Genomic DNA, 19,327 nt, shown 5'->3' with positions numbered 1-19,327 from the left:
CAACGCAAACTACACTGAAAAGGAACCCTTTTTCTGGACACACGAAAGGAAGCCTTCCTATGCATAAACATATTGAATGGGACGACCCCGGCAGCGCGAGCGTGGTGGAGTACTTCAAGAACGACCCTGACCACACCTCCCCCTACCCCGGCGCTATCCTTTCCGCCCGCTACCAGGGCCGCATCGTACGCGTCAAAGTAGAAGCCTACCGTGACGACGACGCCGTCAGCATCGGCAGCGTCGCCGCCATCCTCGACGAACACGGCCACCGCTTCAAATCACACCAGAAAATCGTCATCGGCGACATCGTGCGCCTACCCGACGACAAACGCGCCATGGAACATTGGGAAGAGGAAGAAGAGGACGAAAAAGAATAACCACGGCCCCCGCTCGAGCGACCTGTTGGGGTGGGGGGTTAAGCATGGGCTACCCATGCGGCAGGCACCTGCATGAACTCACCGCCTCAACACTAGCGCACCGACCGGAACAGGAGCTGCCTGGGCGGCAGAGAACGCGTGGGCGGCGGCCATGTCGGTGACTTCGCGTTTCTGAGCTGCTTGGGCGGCAGCGAACTTCGGCACATACTTGAATAAGGTTGGCGACCTTTTCTGAGCTGCCTGGGCGGCAGCGAACTGTAGTGGTCAAGTGTTTTTGGACACTGAGTTCTGAGCATTCCAGTAATGCTTTTCTGCCACATTCGGCGGCAGTCCATCGTTGCGTTTATGCGGCCTGATGCTGCTGTAATAACTGATCATATAATCAGTGACGGATTGCTTCGCTGCAGCAACATCGGGATAGCTAATCTCTGGCATCCACTCCGACTTGAAGCTCCTGAAGAAGCGCTCTGTCGGGGCGTTGTCCCAGCAATTTCCACGGCGACTTAGGCTCTGGGTCATCTGGTAGCGCCATAGCATCTGTCGGAATGCGAGACTGGTGTACTGGCAGCCCTGGTCTGAATGAGACAGGAGGCCCGATGGCTCCCCTCGCGACTCGTCAGCCATGGTTAGCGCCTTCTTCACTAATTCCGTGTTCGGAGACAAGGACAAGGCCCAGCCTACGGGTTTACGCGCATACAAGTCGATGACTACCGCCAGAGAAGCCCAGCGTGCCCCCGTCCAAAGGTAGGTGATGTCGCCGCACCAGATCTGGTTTGGCTCCGTTACATCGAACTTGCGATCAAGAAGATTCGGAATCTCCAGATGCGGCTGATCAGCCTTCTTGTAAGCATGGCTTGGCGGCTGTGTGCTCACCAGTCCCAGCAGCTTCATCCGCCTGCTAGCCCGGTACCGACTCAGCGGCGTACCAGCCTGCGTGACGATTCTGGCGATGCTGCGAGCGCCGGCAGAACCGTTACTGACGGCATGCTTTCCAAGGACTCTGCCGATCTCGCTAAGCGACTACCCTTTCTTCCATCGAGCCCATAGCTCCTGCTTCTGCTGGCAGGTCAGTCCCCTGGTCTTTGATACTTGCTTCGGCATTCTGAAAGCCCCGATAGTTACCAGAGTGCATTATGTTGCACTGACCGATTGAATCTACCGTAGCCTGTTTTAATATTTCTTTCTCTTTCTCTTTCTCTTTCTCTTTCTCTTCCTCTACCCGCCGCAGCTTGCGCTTCAGTTCCTGAATCTCACGCTGTTCCGGCGTCAGAGCCTCACCTTTCAGCGGTGCCTTGCCTTCTCGCTCAGCCCGAAGTCTGCGTACCCAATACTCAATGGTGGATTTTCCAACTCCCATGGCATCACACGCCGCCTTCAGTGTGTAACCTTGATCGACCACGAGTTGGGCCGCCTCCAGGCGAAACTCCGGGCTGAACGTTCTCTTTTTCGTCATCATCTGCACCTGACTGTCTCTGTGAGTCATCATACACTCAAAGTCAGGTGGCCTGATTCACTATGCCACTACAGCCTCATCGGTCTATCCAAGACGGTTTTAGATGGGGGATCTCTCCAGAAAATGATTAATAATGCCTATCATTTGGTTAAGCCCATGCGGGCTGCATATTAAATACCTTGGCCATAGCGTCATCCAGAATACGCACAATATTGTCAATATCCGCTTCGCTAGCGATGAGCGCAGGGCTGAAATTGAGAATGTTGTTATAGCCGCTCATGCTACGGTTGGTTCGGCCAATCAATAGCCCACGCTGTTTACATTCGGCGGCAATAGCAGTGGGAATGCGCTCATGAACAGGAGCTTTGGTGACTTTATCTTCCACTAGCTCAATACCTGCAAAAAGTCCCATCCCCCTGACATCGCCTATCATCGGATAGTGTTCAGCTAATGTGCGGAAACCGTCTAATAGCCGCTTGCCCATACGGGCGCTGTTATCTACTAAATTTTCGCGCTCAATGATTTCCAGGTTGGCTAATGCGGCTGCCTGGCCCGCTAAACAGCCACCGAAGGTGGAGATATCACGAAAATAGCCCAGAGTATCTCCCTCGCTTTCCTGTAGAAGGGCATAAACGTGCTCGCTGGTGACGGTGCACGAAATGGCTGCGTACCCAGACGCAACCCCTTTGGCCATAGTGACAATGTCTGGCTGAATGCCAAAATGCTGGTAACCAAACCATGCGCCTGTACGCCCCAGGCCACAGACGACTTCGTCCATGATCAGCAGTACGTTGTGCCGCTGGCAAATGTTGCTGACATGCTGCCAATATCCTTCAGGGGGCGTGATGATGCCTCCGCCAGCTGTAATCGGTTCAAGAATCACTGCTCCGACGGTGTCTGGGCCTTCCTGTAGGATAACGTCTTCCAGCGCTTGGGCGGCACGCAGCCCATAGTGTTCGGCATCTGGGTACTGATTGCGATACTCACAGCAGTGTGGAATAGCAATAAAATCAGGCACAAAAGGCCCGAAGTGGTCGCGTCTTTCGTTCTGCCCAGATGCGCTTAGCGTGGCAATGGTCGTACCGTGATAGTCGCGGTCGCGGTAAAGTATCTTTTGTTTTTTGCCTTGATAATGTTTTTGACTGATCTGGCGTACCATCTTGAAGGCTTTTTCATTGGCCTCGGAGCCTGAGCTTGAATAATACACCCGGCTGAACCCAGACATCTTTTCCAGTAGGCGAGTGGCAAACCGAGTGGCGGGTTTGCTAGCCATGGAGCCGGCGAAATAGTTGAGCTCCAGCAGCTGTTGGTACATGGCGTCGGCAATTTCACGGCGCCCATAACCGACATTGGTTACCCAGACCCCTCCGGCCGAAGCGTCCAGGTATTGATTGCCGTCACTGTCCCAGAGTTGAAGCCCCTCACCGCGTACAAACATAGGGACACCCTTTGCCGCTGCGGCTCCAGGCGTCAGATGGTGCCACACATGCTGTTGATCCTGGTTCTTTAGGTCTTCCAACTCGCAGGCTTCTGGCTGTGTTGTTGGTGTGCTTTCTGTCAGCTTTATCATGATGTGCTCCTGATTAGGTATCTTGTGTTTGACGATAAACAGAAAAGGGTGACCAGGACTGGGTCACTGGCATGACTTCAAGGTGGTTGATGTTTAGATGAGCGGGCAGATTAGCCAGCCATAAAATGGTCTCTGCAACGTCTTCCGGCTGTATGGCCTCAGCGCCTTCATAGAGTTGTTGGTAAGCTTGCTGATCACCGCCTGTGCGTACTAACGTGAATTCACTTTCTGAAAGGCCAGGAGCCAGGTTGGTGACGCGCACACCGGTGCCCGAGAGATCGCAGCGTAGTGCGTGAGAGAACTGATCGACGAATGCCTTGGTGCCACAGTAGACATTGCCGCCAGGATACGGCCAGCGCCCGGCAATCGAACCTAGATTGATGATGCTAGCGCCCCGGCCATGGTCAATCAGGGTCGGAAGAAGGGCATGAGTGACGCTGGCCAGCCCTGCGATATTGGTATCAATCATTTGTTTCCAGTCATCGAAGTTACAGGCCTGGGCCGGTTCGGTACCAAGCGCCAGCCCAGCATTGTTGACTAGCACCTGAACGTACCGGTGGGAGGCTGGTAAGGTCGCTACCGCATTCTGGACGGCCTGACGGTTGCATACGTCCAGTGTCAGAGTGTGAACGGCACAATATTGAGCAAGCTCCTCTTTCAGGGCGTTCAAACGCCCTTCTCGACGGCCAGTCAGTACCAGTGACCAGCCTGCCTGTGCAAAGCGTCTGGCCGTTGCCAAACCAAATCCGGATGTTGCACCGGTAATGAAAATGACGGGCATGCATATCTCCTTGAGTTCACGAAACGATAAATACACGGTGGCTCTTGCGGACAAGTGCCTGAATAGCAACTAACGCCCCCCGGTGAATCCGCACATCGCCTTACGGCATTGCAGCGCCGGAAACTCCTGGCCACAGCTCATTCCCCAGAATCCATAGCGCCATCACGATCAGTAGCGGGCTGACGCTTTTACGATAAGAAACAGGTGGAAAGCGGTGGAAACAGTACTGTCCTAACCAGGCGCCCATTAGTGCAGCAGGCAATAACACGCCAGTCATGATGAAGGCTGATAAGGGCACGGCGCCGTTAAGGCTATAACCGAAAAGTGCTGTACTGCTGGCCGCTATAAAAAAAACGATGGCGGTTGCTCTGGCTTGGGCGGCACCCAGTGTGGTGTGCATCAGATACAGCATCAGAGGAGGTCCACCGGCAGATGCCACTGCCATGGCTAATCCTGACGCAGCACCGGCAGGAACCGCCATGATCCTGTCACGCCTGCGAGAGCGGCTTATAAGGCCCGAGGGTAAAAACGTTGCCACAGCCCCAACCAAACAAAGTCCTGCAATAAGCAATTTAGCGACGTGGTACGGCAGTGATGCCATCACCAGGGTGCCCAGCAATGACATGCCAAGCATGGCGGGAACCAAGCGGGCAAGTAGAGTTTTTTCTGCGGCCTTCCAGGCGCGCCGAGCCAGCCCGAGAGCGCCCAGAATATCCAGCATCAGAACCACCACGATGACCTGCAGTGGGGGAAGAAACCAAAGCAGTCCCAGCGCTAACGTCATGGCAAAACCAAAGCCGGTATAGGCGCGAATACCGCCAGCAAGAAGTGCTAACAGTGTGCCGGGTAGCAGCCAGTGGACGTCTGTCATGATGTGGTTCCCCTCAGTGACGTGGTCTATGACCTTAGCGGGGAATAGTGTCTAAGGTTTAGGGCCAGTTGCGCGTGGCCGATGTGACATGATGCTGTTCAGCAGGTGATAACTGAGATAGGGGCATGATCAAGCCAAGTTAACGTGCCAGCACCTTAGCCAGGGTTGTAATCCCAGGAACGATCTGGCGCTGGGCTATGGCTTGGAACCCAAGGCGCAGGAAGTGGCGCGGAGGAGCCGCATCAAAGAAATGCTGAAATCCGGGTTCAATCAATACACCCTGTTGAGAGGCCTGCCAAGCAAGCCGCTGTGTATCTATGTCAGGAGTAGCGCTCATCCAGAAGGCGCTGGCTCTGGAATGGCTGCAGCAAGCAAGGTCCGGAATATGGCGCTGTAGTGCTTCGCGCAAAATGTCCCGACGCCGGTCAGTGTCGTCGATGTGTGTTCTTAAATACTTCTCGTAATACCCCTGAGCAATGAATTGAGCAACTTGATGTTGAATGTTCGCTGGTGGATGACGATACATCAGCCGCCTCAACGCTCGCATTTCATTAATGAGTTCAGCGTCTGCAACGACATACCCAAGGCGCAGGCCTGGCGCAAATGCTTTGGATAAACTGCTGAAATAAATGACGCGATGACCCACAGAGCCCGCTTTCATGGCGGGCAAAGCCTGTTTGTCACCATGCAGTTCTGCGTCATAGTCATCTTCCAGAATGACTTGATCATGGCGCATCACCTGCGCCTCAAGCGCTCGGCGACGAGCCAGCGTCATCCTAACACCGGTCGGAACTTGATGACTGGGGGTCACATAGAGGTAATCACACCGGCTTGATCGTTGATCGATCACCATGCCTTCTCGGTCAATATCATGGAATACCAGCTGCGCACCGCAATGCTGGAAAATATTGGCAGCTTCTTTATACCCTGGGTTTTCCATGCCGACATGGCTGTGTGAGTCCAGCAAGAGCTGAGAAAGTAGAAAAAGCGCATTCTGCGAGCCTAGGGTGATCAGAATTTCATCCTCTCTGGCAAAGATACCCCTTCGAGGTAGGACACGCTGGCGCAACTGCTCGATCAGCAAAGGGTCGTCCTGATCAATGCAGTCATTCAGCCAACTTTTCTCCCGGGTGGCGCCCAGCAGCCGCCGAGTAATGCCACGCCACTGTGACAGTGGAAACTGTTGCGGATCTAGCTGGCCATATATGAAGGAGTAAGGGTAAGCGTGCCAGTTGCTTGGCTTTAATACGCCTTCAAAATGGCTAGGACGCTGCTTGAGTCTGGCGTTCCATAGTGGTGCGTGATCAGTGGTATTTGCATTAATGTGATGCCGTATACTGTTTTGGCAAGAGGAACTCTGTGGCGGTCGATGCGACGCTTTCTCCGATAAATGGTCGAAATGATAGTCCGGGTGCAAATAATAGCCACTGCGTGGTCGGCTGATGATATAGCCGTCATCAGCAAGCGTTTCATACACGATAGCGACCGTGTTTCTAGATACCCCGAGTTGCTTGGAGAGCTTGCGGCATGAGGGCAGAGCCTCATTGTCAGGCAAGCTGCCAGAGTGAATGGCATCAAGCAGTGCTGACCTCAGTTGTTCCTGCAGACAGCGGTCTGTGTCTTTGTGCAGCGTTAAGCCGAGAATCATAGAGTCACTCCTTTCCGTAACGCTGTTGCAGGCAGCAATGCTGCCTTCTCGGGCGACAGCCCATCATGCTCGTGCATTATGCGTGCCATACAACTGTCCATATCTTGTCAGGCAACTGGCTCTAAGCAGATAGTGACGAAAATTCTAAGGTGGTGGGACGTTCAGCATGCCCATGGCGGCTGGCAGCTTGATTGAACAATGCCTTGAGCAGGCGTCTTGCGGAGAACTCACCATGCAGCCTTTTAATTTTCTTATTGATCAATCACTAACTCGTAAGCTCGTCGCATCAACGATGCCTGGAGCCTTCAGAAGGGGCGCTGTACTAGCCCTAGGAAGCCTAGCCATGAGTGCCTCTGTGATGGTGCTGGCGGCAGATCTTCCGGAAATCGAGGAGCGTGGTTACATGCGTGTTGCCACTGAAGATAACTATGCGCCTTTCAACTTTATGAATGGCAGTGATCCGGATGGCTTTATCGAAGATGTGCTGACTGAGCTTAAAGCGTACGCTGACTTTGAAATTCGTCAGGAAATCTTACCCTGGACAGGCTTGTTGGCCGCTGTATCGAACGGCCAGTATGACGTGGCGATTACTGGTGCATCAGTCTCGGATGAACGTCTGCGGGTCTTCAATTACGCACCACCTTTTGCCTCGGCACAGCATTTTTACATTAAGCGTGCAGGTGATGATCGTATCAACAGCGTGGCGGACCTTGATGGTATGACGGTTGGCGTGCAGGCGGGGAGTGTCCTGCTGACACGTCTGCCCGAGCTTGAAGCCATGCTCGAAGAAACAGGCGGTGAACTGGGAAATGTCATGGAATATGAGGCCTACCCGGAAATCTATGCTGATCTTGCCAATGGTCGACTGGATTACGTCATCAATTCGGCGGTACCCGTAAATGATCTTATAAGTACGCGTGGTGATGTATTCGAGGCGGGACAGGCGGTATCCGGGCCGGGGTTTGTTGCCTGGCCGGTACCCAAAAATAGCCCTGAACTTCTTACTTATCTGACGGACTTCATGGCTCACCTTAGAGAGTCAGGCCGCTTGTACGAACTACAGGAAACCTGGTTTGGTGAGTCGTTCGAGGAACTACCTACTACCCCGATAATGAGTGTTGAAGAGTTTCACCAAATGGCTGGCATGTAACCGCCAGTGTCATTAATGAACGAGTCTTTAACGCCAATGGCGAGCAGGCTACCCGGCTTAAAGCCGGGTTCCTGTGACACAGAGAGGGGTCTCGATCATGGATAGTAGCGCTTGGGGGTTGTTGTTTCAGGGAGCATGGACAACAGCCTGGATATCTGCCGTCTCTATTGCACTGGGTGTGGTGCTGGGCCTCATTATTGCCCTGATACGTTTGGCAAGGTTGCCTTTCATACATCAGCTATTGGGCACCTATATCAGTATTGCAAGAGCCACCCCGTTGGTTACCCTTGTGCTGTTTATCTTTCTCTCAGGCCCGACCTTCGGTATCAACTTGGATCGCAATGTGGCGGCCATCATGGCCTTGACGCTAAATACTACGGCGTTCAATGCAGAAATCTGGCGTTCAGCCTTTAACAATTTCTCTAATGACCAGCGTGAAGCCGCGATGGCAGTAGGGATGACACCCTGGACGTATTTTCGACGCATCATGCTACCTCAAACGGTGATCACCAGTTTGCCTAACCTGGTCAACGAAATGTCTTTTCTAGTGAAAGGCAGCCCAGCAATTGCGGTAATCGGCATTGTTGATTTGACACGTGTGACCAACCGTATTTCAGCGGTGACCTATGATCCTTTGCCGCCCATTCTGGCAGCCGCTCTATTGTATATGGCGATTATCGATTCCTGGTATGGGGTCAGCGGATCGCTGAACGTAAGGCAAATCGATTAGCTATGTAAGCCATTGTATTAATGCCTGATATGTCAGGGAGGGAGTATGAGCAACTGGGAAATTCTATGGTCTTCCCGCGATGTGTTCTGGCAAGGGTTTGGAAATACCGTCACCATCTTCGTCATTTCCGCGATTGCTGCTTTTTTATTGGGAAGCCTGCTCGTCTTTATAATGGAAGGCGCCAAGCCCAGGTTGAAGACGCCACTACGCATTTTCATTGATGGTATGCGAATGCTGCCTTTTCTGATTTTGGCGTACCTTTTCTATTATGGACTGCCTAGTCTGGAAATACGCTTAAGCGCCTGGCAGGCGGGTGTGTCAGCCTTGATTCTTTATCATGGTGCCTATTTTGCCGAAATTTTGCGCGGCAGCCGGGTCACCTTGTCCAGTGGACAGGAAGAGGCCGCAACAGCTTTAGGGTTTTCACGTCCGTCCATTTTCATACGCATTATATTGCCACAACTCGTTCTCCGCACGAGAGGGGTGATGGGAAACCAGCTGATTATCCTGCTTAAGGACACAGCCTTTCTGGTGATCATTACCGTGAGGGAGTTAACGGCTGCTGCTAATAGCTTATCAAGCACCTACTTCATCCCTATGGAGGCCTTTATTGTGGTAATTGGCTTCTACTGGGCGATCAGTTTAATGCTTGAGCAAAGCATCCGCCTGCTGGGGCGCCTTGGTGAAAAAAGAGGTTTTAGCAATGCCTGAATATTCTGAAGTGAGCATCAACAATCTATCCAAAAGTTTTGACGGTACAGAAGTCCTCAGGGATGTCAGTCTCGATGTTAGCAGTGGCGAAGTGGTCAGTATTCTGGGGTCTTCGGGGTCAGGCAAGTCCACACTGCTAAGGTGTATTAACTGGTTGGAAGTGCCTGACCGGGGCGAGATACGTATTAACGGAGAACGTATCGGGGTTCGGGAGGACTCCCGCAAACCGATGACTCGACGAGAGCTGGCCAAAGTACGCACTCAGCTGGGCATGGTTTTTCAGGGATTCAATTTATGGCCGCACCTTTCGGTACTCAAAAATGTGACCGAAGCACTCATCTATGTTCAAGGCTTGAAAAAAGAGGAAGCCCGGGAGCGTGGTATGGGATTCTTACAAAAAGTAGGAATGGCAGAGAAAGCGGATACTTATCCGTGCACACTTTCTGGGGGACAAAAGCAGCGGGTCGCCATTGCACGTGCGCTGGCCATGCAGCCTAAGGTCATGCTGTTTGACGAGCCCACTTCCGCATTAGACCCTGAGTTGGTAGGTGAAGTGCTGGCGGTGATGCGTAACCTGTCACAGGAAGGCTACACCATGATCATCGTCACGCATGAGATGGATTTTGCCCGTAACGTTTCAGATCAAGTGGTGTTTCTGGATAAAGGAATCATTATTGAAAAATCGGCGCCGGATGTGTTTTTTAATAATCCTGGTAGTGAACGGGTTAGGCGGTTCCTTGAGCTGGATAAGGCCAGCTGACATTAGCCATAACTCTCGCAGCACAACCACTATGCCTTCGTAGTTTTTCTGTGTTGCGTCACTATGGCGCGATATGTAGTGGCATAGTGAATCAGGCCACCTGACTTTGAGTGTATGATGACTCGCAGAGACAGTCAGGTGCAGATGATGACGAAAAAGAGAACGTTCAGCCCGGAGTTTCGCCTGGAGGCGGCCCAACTCGTGGTCGATCAAGGTTACACACTGAAGGCGGCGTGTGATGCCATGGGAGTTGGAAAATCCACCATTGAGTATTGGGTACGCAGACTTCGGGCTGAGCGAGAAGGCAAGGCACCGCTGAAAGGTGAGGCTCTGACGCCGGAACAGCGTGAGATTCAGGAACTGAAGCGCAAGCTGCGGCGGGTAGAGGAAGAGAAAGAGAAAGAGAAAGAGAAAGAGAAAGAGAAAGAGAAAGAGAAAGAAATATTAAAACAGGCTACGGTAGATTCAATCGGTCAGTGCAACATAATGCACTCTGGTAACTATCGGGGCTTTCAGAATGCCGAAGCAAGTATCAAAGACCAGGGGACTGACCTGCCAGCAGAAGCAGGAGCTATGGGCTCGATGGAAGAAAGGGTAGTCGCTTAGCGAGATCGGCAGAGTCCTTGGAAAGCATGCCGTCAGTAACGGTTCTGCCGGCGCTCGCAGCATCGCCAGAATCGTCACGCAGGCTGGTACGCCGCTGAGTCGGTACCGGGCTAGCAGGCGGATGAAGCTGCTGGGACTGGTGAGCACACAGCCGCCAAGCCATGCTTACAAGAAGGCTGATCAGCCGCATCTGGAGATTCCGAATCTTCTTGATCGCAAGTTCGATGTAACGGAGCCAAACCAGATCTGGTGCGGCGACATCACCTACCTTTGGACGGGGGCACGCTGGGCTTCTCTGGCGGTAGTCATCGACTTGTATGCGCGTAAACCCGTAGGCTGGGCCTTGTCCTTGTCTCCGAACACGGAATTAGTGAAGAAGGCGCTAACCATGGCTGACGAGTCGCGAGGGGAGCCATCGGGCCTCCTGTCTCATTCAGACCAGGGCTGCCAGTACACCAGTCTCGCATTCCGACAGATGCTATGGCGCTACCAGATGACCCAGAGCCTAAGTCGCCGTGGAAATTGCTGGGACAACGCCCCGACAGAGCGCTTCTTCAGGAGCTTCAAGTCGGAGTGGATGCCAGAGATTAGCTATCCCGATGTTGCTGCAGCGAAGCAATCCGTCACTGATTATATGATCAGTTATTACAGCAGCATCAGGCCGCATAAACGCAACGATGGACTGCCGCCGAATGTGGCAGAAAAGCATTACTGGAATGCTCAGAACTCAGTGGCCAAAAACACTTGACCACTACACCCATGGCGGCTCTCCTATTGTTCTTGCCACCATCTAAGAACTCTTCGCCCTGAAACACCATTGATCCTCATCACGCTTTGCTTCTCCGCCGAAAAGTCACCCTATGGGCCGGTGTGCAAGGTCGGAATCATGGACACACCGTTTGTATCGTTTGGTGATGAGGATTGACTTACACTTGAATATGCAAGATCAGCAAACCAGCGGGGTAAATCAGGACAATGGCCATTCATTATGAACAGGATGCCTACGCTTGGGCGCTTGAGCAGGCAGGTCTTCTTCGAGCTGGCGAATTGGATAAGCTGGATCTCGAGCACTTGGCCGAGGAAATTGAAAGTATGGGTAAAAACGAGCGACGCGCCTTGATTCGCCAACTGGCCCGTTTGCTAATGTATCTGCTGACATGGGATTACCAGCCAGAACGGCGCTCGCGTAGCTGGCGATTGACGATTCAGGATGCTCAAGCCAAAACGCAGCGTTTACTGGAAGATAACCCTAGCTTAAACGCCTCACTGCCAGAATTGATGTGCGAGGCTTACGACGATGCTCGTCGCGCCGCAGCAATTGAAGCGGATCGAGAACCTCAGGAGTTCCCTGAGCAGTGCCTATACGGCTTTGAAGAGGCTATGAGTTTTCAGCCCAGCCAGCACTAGCCAAGGCGCGGCCAGCACCTATCTTTTTACAAGTTCGTACTCCCCTCATGCTACGCTTAACGCTAATTTCTCGGCCCTTCAGGCGGTTCCCAATGCAGTTACAACGTTATTTGCGAGTGCTTTTTGCAGCAGCAACGCTAATGCTGACACTGCCCGCCCAGGCGCAAACTGGAAATGAGTGGGCCACGTACGACCGCGTGTTCGAGAACGGGGCGCGTCAGGCGCAGTGGTGGGAGGCGGGCTGGAGCGGCATTTACGCGGCCAGCCTGGTGGTCGATGCCTACCAGTCCAGCGAGGCCAGCAGCCGAGATGACCGTTTCGATGCGCGCATTGGCGTGGTGAAGTCGGCGCTGGCGCTGGCGGGGACGCTCACCGATCGCCAGCCACATCGGGCGGCGCTGGCAGAGTATGAGCGGCTGAAGGCCCAGGGCGAGTTGAGCGGGGTGCAGGCGTTGGGCCTGCAGTTGGCCCAGGCAGAACGCGAACGCCGTGGCTGGGAAGCGCGGGTCAGCTCCCTGGTGGTGAACAGCGTGGCCGGCGCGGTGATTGCGGCCGATGGCCGGGAGCGGGATGGCGCGGTCAATTTTGCCACCGGCATGCTGATCAATGAATTACAGATCTGGACCCAGCCTAATCAGGCGTCCCGCGCGATCAACCACTTCCAACCGGCCCGTGTGTCGCTGGGCCCGGTCACGCTGGAAGGCGAATATGCCCTGCTGGTTACCCCTCAACAGCTGAGCGCGACCTGGCGGTTCTGAAGGTGGGCCAGGCTGCTTTTCGTGCTCGGCTTGCCGGGCACTTTTTATAGGTACGCTTGTCGTTGTCAGGGCCGCATGAGCGCGTAAAATATGCGGCTCTTTTTTTGTTTCTCTATTCGTTATGTTATAACTTATTTATTCGTGAGTGAGGTTGCTCGATGAGTGAGCACATGCATCGCCATAACAAGGAAGGTCCTTGTCATTTTTCGCTGATGTCGTTGTCGGCCACCAAACGGCTGGGGTTGGTTGCCCTTCCCCTGCTGGCGTTGTGGGGGCTGGTGGTGTGGGCAGGCGGGTGGCCGCTATGAGTGAGCGTTCCTCTTCGCGCCTGCAACTGCACGACCTGCACCTGGCACAGGGTGGGCGCACCGTGCTGGAGCATGTGGACGGCGACATCAAGCGCGGCGCGATCACCGCGCTGATTGGTGCCAACGGCGCAGGTAAAAGCACCCTGATTCAGGCCATCATGGGCGAACTCCGGCCCATCAGCGGCAAAGTGGTGTGCACGGTAGACAAGGCGCGTCGTGCCTGGTTGCCGCAGCAGTTGGCTCTGGATCTGACCTTCCCCATGAGCGTGGAAGAGCTGGTGATGACCGGCAGTTGGCCAAGCCATGGGGCCATGAAAGGTTACTGCGCGGCGCACTACCGCAAGGGTCGCGAGATCATGGCGCGGCTGGGCATCTCCCATTTGGCACATCGGCCACTGGGCGAGCTGTCCGGCGGCCAGCGCCAGCGGGCACTGATTGGCCGCACGCTGATGCAGGAAGCCGAGCTGCTGCTGCTGGATGAGCCGTTCGCCAACGTGGACAGCGACACGGTGGATATCTTGATCCGTATCCTGCGCCAGATGGCCGATGAAGGCGTGACGATCATCATCGTGCTACACGACATGGACCACCTGCGCCGCCTGGCCGATGAGGTGCTGATGCTGAGCGGCGGCCATGGCCGTTGGGTGGCACCGAGTGCCTTGCACACGCATCACGCCCCCGCCCAGGTGGTGCCCTTCTCGTTGGGAGGTCGTCATGCTGGCACTGCTTGACGCGTGGTTTATCGCGCCGTTCGATTACGGCTTCATGCGCCGCGCCGTGGTGGGTGGGCTGGCACTTTCCTTGGCCGCGCCGCCGCTGGGCGTGTTTCTGGTGCTGCGCGGCATGAGCCTGATTGGCGATGCCATGGCCCATGCCATTTTGCCGGGAGTGGCGCTGGGCTTCTTGCTGGCGGGGTTTTCGCTGCCGGTGATGAGTGTAGGCGGCGTGCTGTTCGGGCTGATGGTGGCGCTCCTGGCCGGGGCCGTTTCCAAAATGGGCGGCCAGCGGGAAGACGCAGCCATGGCGAGCTTTTTCATCATTTCGTTGGCGGCGGGTGTCATGTTGATTTCCATGGGCGGCAGCAGCGTGGATTTAACCCACGTGCTGTTTGGCTCCATCCTGGCCATCAACTCGACCGCCCTGCTGCTGATTGCCGGTATCAGCACGCTCATCGTGGTCACGCTGGCGGTCATTTTCCGCTCGCTGGTGGTGGAGTGCCTGGACCCGCTGTTCTTGCGCGGCCAAAGCCGCCGCAGTGGCTGGGTGCATAGCGTGTTTCTGGGGCTGCTGGTGCTGAACCTGACGGCGGGCTTCCAAACCCTGGGCACGCTGATGGCCGTGGGGCTGATGATGTTGCCCGCCACGGCGGCCCGGTTCTGGAGCAAGCGGCTGGAAGGTTTGATCGGCATCGCGGTGGTGCTGGCCATGGTGTCGAGCACTGGCGGGCTGCTGCTGTCGTTCCATTTTGATACCCCTTCGGGGCCAAGCATTATCCTGCTCGCAGGGGTGGCTTACTTGTTGTCAGCACTGTTGGGTCGCTATCACAGCTTAGCGGCCAAGCTGCGACGCAAGACCACGCCACTCGCCCTGGAGCAGACATCCTGATCATTCACTAAAGGAGTTTGTCATGTCCCTTTCCCATACGTCCCGCTGGCTGGTAGGCGTTTCGGCCATGCTGGCCCTGCCTGCCGCCATCGCCAATGAGCGTGTGCAGGTGGTCACCAGCTTCTCGATTCTGGCCGATATGGTCGAGAACGTGGGCGGCGAGCATGTCGAGGTCACTTCCCTGGTCGGCCCTGACGGCGATGCACACGTCTACTCGCCGCGCCCGGGTGATGCCCGTGCGCTGGCCGAGGCCGATCTGGTGGTCTTCAACGGCCTGCTGTTCGAAGGCTGGATGGAGCGACTGATCGACTCCAGCGACTATCAAGGCCCGGTGGTCACCACGACGGATGGCATCAACGCCCTGGCCTACGCGGGCCATGACGATCATGGGCATGACGATCGCGACCATGGACACGATCACGGGCATGATCATGGGCATAGCCACGATCATGGACACAGCCACGATCACGGGCACGACGATCATGAACATGGTCATGGCCATGATGACCATGAGCACGGCGACGATGATCCCCATGCCTGGCAGGACATGACCCAGGCGCGGGTCTACGTCGAGAACATCCGCGACGGCTTGATGGAAGTCGATGCGGACAACGCCGAGCAGTATCAGGCCAATGCCGATCGCTACCTGGCTGACATGGCGGAGCTGGATGCCGAGATTCGTGCGCTGATCAGTGAGATCCCGGCTTCCGCCAGCGTCATCACCGGCCATGACTCCTTCGGTTACTTCTCCCGTGCCTATGGGGTCAACTTCCTGTCTCCGGCAGGGCTCTCTACCGAAGCAGACCCCAGCGGCGCCAGCATGGCAGCGCTAGTGGACGTGATCGAGCAGGAGAACGTTCAGGCGCTGTTCCACGAGAACATGACCAACCAATCCATTATCGTGCAACTGGCCGAAGAAACCGGCCTGCCCATTGCTGGCACGCTTTACGCGGATGCGCTGGCCAGTGAGGGCGATGCCAGCACTTACCTGGGCATGATGCGCCACAACGCCACGGTACTCCACGCCGCCCTGGCCGAACCAGGCCACAATGATCATGGTCATGGCGACCACGACCACGACCACGACCACGACCACGACCACGACCACGACCACGACCACGACCACGACCACGACCACGACCACGGTGATCATGGTCATCGTCACTGATTATTGAGGTCAACGGCTGCTTACCGCTCAGCCTCACGCAGGTTGATCGTGGTGAGCAGCCACTGCCTGAAAGACGCCATGGCATGGGTTTCTGACCGCGCTTGCAGGCGTGTCAGCCAGTACCCACCTAGACTGACAGTGGTGTCGAAAGGCTGCACCAGCGCACCACTGCTCAGCTGCCGAGAAAACATCAACGGTGGCGCCAATGCCACGCCCACCCCTTGAAGTGCGGCTTCCACCATGGCAATGGAAGAGTCGAAGACGATGCTCTGGGTCGTGGGAAGGCTACGAGGCAATCCGGCGGCCAATAACCACTCGGCCCACTCATCGGCACGATACGAACGCAGCCAGGTTTCATGCAACACATCGGCTGGCGTGTCGAGCCGTACAGCAATATCCGGAGCACATAGCACCGAAAGCGATGCAGGCAGTAGTGGCTGAGCCGCCGTGCCATGCCAGGCGCCCGTGCCAAAGCGAATCGCAAAATCGAGACCTTCAGCGGCTAAATCGGCACGATTGTTGTGGGTGGAGAGCCGTAAATCGACGAACGGATACGCGTCATGAAAGTCGGCCAGCCGTGGCAGCAGCCAACCCACGGCAAACGTACCCACCACACCCACGTTCAAGACCTCACGATGACGGCTTTCGCCTAACCGCTCCAACGTGTGCGACATCTGATCGAACGCATTCTTCAGCACAGGCAACAGCAGCTCGCCTTCCTGAGTCAGCATTAGCCCTCGGGGCAAACGTGTGAATAGCGGCACCTTCAATAGCCCTTCCAGGCGCTTGACCTGATGGCTCACGGCCGCCTGTGTCACGTGCAGCTCTTCTGCTGCACGCGTGAAGCTCAAATGTCTGGCCGATGCCTCAAAGGCCCGCAGAGCCTTCAACGGCAAATAGGAACGCACTGCGCCACCCCCAAATTTTTCTAATAGCTCATGCAAAATCTTGCCATTTGTGGAGACCCATCGCGCTCTTTATTTTAGTCACCCGTGGCTTCTGTATCGACCAGAGCTGCCTTCCACCGACATGACTCATCGCAACAGGGGTTTTGCATGCGCACGCCGTTTTCAGCACGCCGCTGTCTTCTCATGGCCTCCTCCTTACTTTTCAGCGGGGCAGCCTGGGCGCTCGAAGAGCCTCATGAGGCCGACCTTCAAGCGTTGCTGGACAACACGATCACCCCGCTGATGGAACAGTATCGTATCCCCGGCATGGCCGTCGCGCTAAGCATTCAGGGACAGCCGTATTACTTTAATTATGGGCTTGCAAACCTGGAGACGGATGAACCGGTCACGGATGAGACGCTTTTCGAACTAGGCTCCATCAGCAAGGTTTTCACAGCTGCCCTGGCGGGCTACGCGCAGGCCAGCGGTGCCCTTTCCCTCTCTGACCCCGCCAGCGGCTACTGGCCAGCCCTTGAAGGCAGTGCCTTCGATGAGATCACCCTGCTGGAACTGGGCACCTACACGGCAGGCGAGCTTCCGCTGCAGTTTCCGGACTCGGTGCAATCAGAAGAGCAAATGATCGATTACTATCGCCAATGGCAACCCGAATCGGCTCCAGGGGCACAACGTCTGTATTCCAATCCGAGCATCGGTTTGCTGGGCTATCTCACCGCGCAACGTTTGGGCAGCCCTTTCGAGACGCTGATGGAAGAAGCGCTGTTCATACCGCTCGGGCTCGAACACATCCATTTTCAAGTGCCCGACGCGCAACGGGCACATTATGCCTATGGCTACTCGAAGGAGGATGAGCCCATTCGGGTGAATCCAGGCGTGCTGGATGCCCAGGCCTACGGGCTGAAAGCCAATGCCGCCGACGTGCTGACCTTTCTGGAAGCGAACATGCGAGACCCGGCCAATGCCAGCGGCACGACGGAACGGCTGGATGACGCCTTGGCAACGACACGCACAGGCTACTTCGACGTTGGCCCCATGACCCAGGGCCTGGGCTGGGCTGGGAGCACTATCACTACCCGGTGACCCTGGAGACACTGCTGGAAGGCAATTCGCTCGAGATGATTTTGGCGACCAACCCGGCACATCGCCTCACGCCACCGCAAGCCCCTCGGCAAGCGGCCTACTACAACAAGACGGGCTCAACCAATGGCTTCGGCGGCTATGTGGTCTTCGTGCCCAGCGAGCAGATCGCCATGGTGATGCTGGCAAACCGCAACTACCCCAATCAGGCGCGTATCGAGACGGCTCACCATATTCTCAGTGCACTGACCGACTCCCCGTAATGAAAAACCGCCGCTTTCGAGCGGCGGTTTGTTTGCAAATGACGAGGTCAAGCATGAGGGAAGATTGCGTTTTGCAGCGCTGATAAAGGAGACTAGCCCCTCTCCCTGCTCATCTCACTCATTGCAAAGAGCCAAGCCCATGCGCCTGAACGCCGATTTTAGCCACTTTGCCTGTATGACGCCGGAGCAGTATCACTGGGTCGCGTCGCCCAGTGCAGGCGTGGAACGTATGATGCTGGACCGGATTGGCGAGGAAGTCGCCCGCGCCACCAGCCTGGTACGTTACGCGCCGCACAGCCAGTTCAGCCACCATACCCATGGCGGCGGTGAAGAGATTCTGGTGCTGGAGGGCGTGTTTGCCGACGAACATGGCCGCTACCCTGCGGGCAGCTACCTGCGCAATCCCATTGGCACTGGCCATACGCCCCATATTGGCGAAGAGGGTGCGCTGATTCTGGTGAAACTGCATCAATTCGATGACAACGACCTGCTGCAGCTGGCCATTCCTGCCCACCGCCTGCCCTGGCAGCCCGACCGGCGGCCAGGCATCGGCTACAAGATGCTGCACACCTACGCGCAGGAGCGGGTCAGCCTGGAACGTTGGGAGCATGAGGTGACCATCGACTACCCTGCGCTACCGGGCGGGCTGGAACTGCTGGTACTGGAAGGCTCGCTCTACGAGGCGGGCAACGAATACCCGCAGGGCAGCTGGTGCCGCTTCCCACCTGGGGCCACCCCATCGCTGCGGGCCGGTGAACACGGCGTCATGATGTACATGAAACGCGGGCACCTGACGGATGCGGTGTGCCAGGCTAACGCGCCAGCCCAATGAACGGCAGCAGGGTCAGCAGCGCGATCAGAATCACGGCGACCATCACCAGCGCGATCTGAATCGGCTGCTCCCGTAAACGCCGCCCCCAGGTCGGCGCTTCGTTGCGGGCCAGCGCTTCCTGGTGGGCCTTTCGCGCGCTGGCCTGGCGTTCGACCTGGTACTGCGCCAGCAGCGCCTCGGCGTCATCTCGCTGGTCCGGGTTGCGCAGCCAGATGGCATCGACCCCCAGGCGGAAAAACCCCGCCTGGGTTTCATACACGTCGAAGCCGTGTTCATCCAGCAGTTGGCGCACTTCCATGGCCTCTTCATCGGTCACGTGGCGCAACCGGAACAGCAGATGTGCCATG

General features: G+C 55.9%; 20 protein-coding genes and 1 pseudogene. 14 read left to right on the top strand and 7 right to left on the bottom strand.

Annotation, left to right across the window (positions count from 1 at the left end):
• Positions 1-59: 59 nt before the first annotated feature.
• On the top strand, positions 60-377 hold the full coding sequence (locus tag LG409_RS01255; RefSeq protein WP_039183279.1) for a hypothetical protein: 318 nt from the start codon (positions 60-62) through the stop codon (positions 375-377).
• A gap of 264 nt (positions 378-641) precedes the next feature.
• Here LG409_RS01255 and LG409_RS18695 read toward each other — a convergent pair.
• From LG409_RS18695 to LG409_RS01225, 5 genes are all read right to left on the bottom strand, one after another.
• Positions 642-1,830 (bottom strand): IS3 family transposase gene (locus LG409_RS18695; RefSeq protein ID WP_446719096.1). Its coding sequence is split into 2 segments (ribosomal slippage): positions 642-1,391 and positions 1,393-1,830, totalling 1,188 coding nucleotides; the frame shifts between segments, so codons are not numbered across the junction.
• 148 nt (positions 1,831-1,978) lie between these two features.
• On the bottom strand, positions 1,979-3,400 hold the full coding sequence (locus LG409_RS01240) for an aminotransferase family protein (protein ID WP_096921632.1): 1,422 nt from the start codon (positions 3,398-3,400) through the stop codon (positions 1,979-1,981).
• Between the two features lie 13 nt (positions 3,401-3,413).
• A complete protein-coding gene (locus LG409_RS01235) occupies positions 3,414-4,181 on the bottom strand; it encodes an SDR family NAD(P)-dependent oxidoreductase (protein WP_062361069.1) in 768 nt (255 codons plus the stop codon).
• A 100-nt stretch (positions 4,182-4,281) separates the two neighbouring features.
• Positions 4,282-5,052 (bottom strand): sulfite exporter TauE/SafE family protein, encoded by a 771-nt coding sequence (locus LG409_RS01230; RefSeq protein WP_096921631.1) that lies wholly within the window; start codon positions 5,050-5,052, stop codon positions 4,282-4,284.
• 139 nt (positions 5,053-5,191) lie between these two features.
• A complete protein-coding gene (locus LG409_RS01225) occupies positions 5,192-6,700 on the bottom strand; it encodes an aminotransferase-like domain-containing protein (protein ID WP_096921630.1) in 1,509 nt (502 codons plus the stop codon).
• A gap of 343 nt (positions 6,701-7,043) precedes the next feature.
• On the opposite strand from LG409_RS01225, the gene LG409_RS01220 reads away from it, so the two are divergent.
• From LG409_RS01220 to LG409_RS01165, 11 genes are all read left to right on the top strand, one after another.
• Positions 7,044-7,850, top strand: a complete 807-nt coding sequence (locus tag LG409_RS01220) for a transporter substrate-binding domain-containing protein (RefSeq protein ID WP_227407447.1) — start codon at positions 7,044-7,046, stop codon at positions 7,848-7,850.
• Between the two features lie 97 nt (positions 7,851-7,947).
• On the top strand, positions 7,948-8,580 hold the full coding sequence (locus LG409_RS01215; RefSeq protein ID WP_227407446.1) for an amino acid ABC transporter permease: 633 nt from the start codon (positions 7,948-7,950) through the stop codon (positions 8,578-8,580).
• A gap of 45 nt (positions 8,581-8,625) precedes the next feature.
• On the top strand, positions 8,626-9,291 hold the full coding sequence (locus LG409_RS01210) for an amino acid ABC transporter permease (RefSeq protein WP_096921629.1): 666 nt from the start codon (positions 8,626-8,628) through the stop codon (positions 9,289-9,291).
• Positions 9,284-10,051: an amino acid ABC transporter ATP-binding protein gene (locus LG409_RS01205; protein ID WP_096921628.1), complete on the top strand. Its 768-nt coding sequence runs from the start codon at positions 9,284-9,286 to the stop codon at positions 10,049-10,051. The genes LG409_RS01210 and LG409_RS01205 overlap by 8 nt, the downstream gene beginning before the upstream one ends.
• A gap of 147 nt (positions 10,052-10,198) precedes the next feature.
• Positions 10,199-11,405, top strand: a protein-coding gene (locus LG409_RS18690) for an IS3 family transposase (RefSeq protein ID WP_446719095.1) whose coding sequence is annotated in 2 segments (ribosomal slippage) — positions 10,199-10,654 and positions 10,656-11,405 — 1,206 coding nt in all. Because the reading frame shifts where the segments join, the coding sequence is not laid out codon by codon here.
• Positions 11,406-11,632: 227 nt separating this feature from the next.
• The gene (locus LG409_RS01190; RefSeq protein ID WP_096921633.1) at positions 11,633-12,064 is read left to right on the top strand and encodes a DUF29 domain-containing protein; all 432 of its coding nucleotides are present in this window, start codon (positions 11,633-11,635) and stop codon (positions 12,062-12,064) included.
• A 92-nt stretch (positions 12,065-12,156) separates the two neighbouring features.
• The gene (locus tag LG409_RS01185) at positions 12,157-12,822 is read left to right on the top strand and encodes a hypothetical protein (RefSeq protein ID WP_446718811.1); all 666 of its coding nucleotides are present in this window, start codon (positions 12,157-12,159) and stop codon (positions 12,820-12,822) included.
• 158 nt (positions 12,823-12,980) lie between these two features.
• Complete coding sequence (locus LG409_RS01180) at positions 12,981-13,130, top strand: hypothetical protein (RefSeq protein WP_186299161.1); 150 nt, start codon at positions 12,981-12,983, stop codon at positions 13,128-13,130.
• Positions 13,127-13,861 carry a metal ABC transporter ATP-binding protein gene (locus tag LG409_RS01175; RefSeq protein ID WP_016915809.1) on the top strand — a complete coding sequence of 245 codons (735 nt, stop codon included), beginning with the start codon at positions 13,127-13,129 and terminating at the stop codon, positions 13,859-13,861. Before LG409_RS01180 ends, LG409_RS01175 begins: the two co-directional genes overlap by 4 nt.
• On the top strand, positions 13,845-14,735 hold the full coding sequence (locus LG409_RS01170; RefSeq protein ID WP_227407445.1) for a metal ABC transporter permease: 891 nt from the start codon (positions 13,845-13,847) through the stop codon (positions 14,733-14,735). The genes LG409_RS01175 and LG409_RS01170 overlap by 17 nt, the downstream gene beginning before the upstream one ends.
• A gap of 22 nt (positions 14,736-14,757) precedes the next feature.
• Positions 14,758-15,903: a metal ABC transporter solute-binding protein, Zn/Mn family gene (locus LG409_RS01165; protein ID WP_227407444.1), complete on the top strand. Its 1,146-nt coding sequence runs from the start codon at positions 14,758-14,760 to the stop codon at positions 15,901-15,903.
• 20 nt (positions 15,904-15,923) lie between these two features.
• Here the strand turns inward: LG409_RS01165 and LG409_RS01160 are convergent, their stop codons facing one another.
• Positions 15,924-16,811 (bottom strand): LysR family transcriptional regulator, encoded by an 888-nt coding sequence (locus LG409_RS01160; RefSeq protein ID WP_193461401.1) that lies wholly within the window; start codon positions 16,809-16,811, stop codon positions 15,924-15,926.
• Positions 16,812-16,958: 147 nt separating this feature from the next.
• On the opposite strand from LG409_RS01160, the pseudogene ampC reads away from it, so the two are divergent.
• Both ampC and LG409_RS01150 read left to right on the top strand, forming a co-directional pair.
• A pseudogene (gene ampC, locus LG409_RS01155) lies at positions 16,959-18,148 on the top strand (class C beta-lactamase).
• A 139-nt stretch (positions 18,149-18,287) separates the two neighbouring features.
• Complete coding sequence (locus tag LG409_RS01150; RefSeq protein ID WP_039180601.1) at positions 18,288-18,980, top strand: cupin domain-containing protein; 693 nt, start codon at positions 18,288-18,290, stop codon at positions 18,978-18,980.
• Here the strand turns inward: LG409_RS01150 and LG409_RS01145 are convergent.
• A complete protein-coding gene (locus LG409_RS01145) occupies positions 18,961-19,326 on the bottom strand; it encodes a DUF6164 family protein (RefSeq protein ID WP_039180604.1) in 366 nt (121 codons plus the stop codon). The two genes, LG409_RS01150 and LG409_RS01145, sit on opposite strands and share 20 nt — an antisense overlap.
• Between the last annotated feature and the right edge of the window lies 1 nt (position 19,327).

It is taken from the genome of Halomonas sp. NyZ770 (assembly GCF_020616575.1).
Taxonomy (GTDB): Bacteria; Pseudomonadota; Gammaproteobacteria; order Pseudomonadales; family Halomonadaceae; genus Vreelandella; species Vreelandella hamiltonii.
Note: the sequence above shows the minus strand (reverse complement) of the source record. Positions and strands in the feature narration are given on the sequence as shown.

Bases quoted from the DNA above. Each gene is read 5' to 3' on its own strand.
- LG409_RS01210 (WP_096921629.1), top strand. From the start codon at position 8,626: ATGAGCAACTGGGAAATTCTATGGTCTTCCCGCGATGTGTTCTGGCAA.
- LG409_RS01185 (WP_446718811.1), top strand. From the start codon at position 12,157: ATGCAGTTACAACGTTATTTGCGAGTGCTTTTTGCAGCAGCAACGCTA.
- LG409_RS01205 (WP_096921628.1), top strand. From the start codon at position 9,284: ATGCCTGAATATTCTGAAGTGAGCATCAACAATCTATCCAAAAGTTTT.
- LG409_RS01180 (WP_186299161.1), top strand. From the start codon at position 12,981: ATGAGTGAGCACATGCATCGCCATAACAAGGAAGGTCCTTGTCATTTT.
- LG409_RS01220 (WP_227407447.1), top strand. From the start codon at position 7,044: ATGAGTGCCTCTGTGATGGTGCTGGCGGCAGATCTTCCGGAAATCGAG.
- LG409_RS01240 (WP_096921632.1), bottom strand. From the start codon at position 3,400: ATGATAAAGCTGACAGAAAGCACACCAACAACACAGCCAGAAGCCTGC.
- LG409_RS01225 (WP_096921630.1), bottom strand. From the start codon at position 6,700: ATGATTCTCGGCTTAACGCTGCACAAAGACACAGACCGCTGTCTGCAG.
- LG409_RS01170 (WP_227407445.1), top strand. From the start codon at position 13,845: ATGCTGGCACTGCTTGACGCGTGGTTTATCGCGCCGTTCGATTACGGC.
- LG409_RS01175 (WP_016915809.1), top strand. From the start codon at position 13,127: ATGAGTGAGCGTTCCTCTTCGCGCCTGCAACTGCACGACCTGCACCTG.
- LG409_RS01235 (WP_062361069.1), bottom strand. From the start codon at position 4,181: ATGCCCGTCATTTTCATTACCGGTGCAACATCCGGATTTGGTTTGGCA.
- LG409_RS01255 (WP_039183279.1), top strand. From the start codon at position 60: ATGCATAAACATATTGAATGGGACGACCCCGGCAGCGCGAGCGTGGTG.
- LG409_RS01165 (WP_227407444.1), top strand. From the start codon at position 14,758: ATGTCCCTTTCCCATACGTCCCGCTGGCTGGTAGGCGTTTCGGCCATG.
- LG409_RS01190 (WP_096921633.1), top strand. From the start codon at position 11,633: ATGGCCATTCATTATGAACAGGATGCCTACGCTTGGGCGCTTGAGCAG.
- LG409_RS01215 (WP_227407446.1), top strand. From the start codon at position 7,948: ATGGATAGTAGCGCTTGGGGGTTGTTGTTTCAGGGAGCATGGACAACA.
- LG409_RS01230 (WP_096921631.1), bottom strand. From the start codon at position 5,052: ATGACAGACGTCCACTGGCTGCTACCCGGCACACTGTTAGCACTTCTT.
- LG409_RS01145 (WP_039180604.1), bottom strand. From the start codon at position 19,326: ATGGCACATCTGCTGTTCCGGTTGCGCCACGTGACCGATGAAGAGGCC.
- LG409_RS01150 (WP_039180601.1), top strand. From the start codon at position 18,288: ATGCGCCTGAACGCCGATTTTAGCCACTTTGCCTGTATGACGCCGGAG.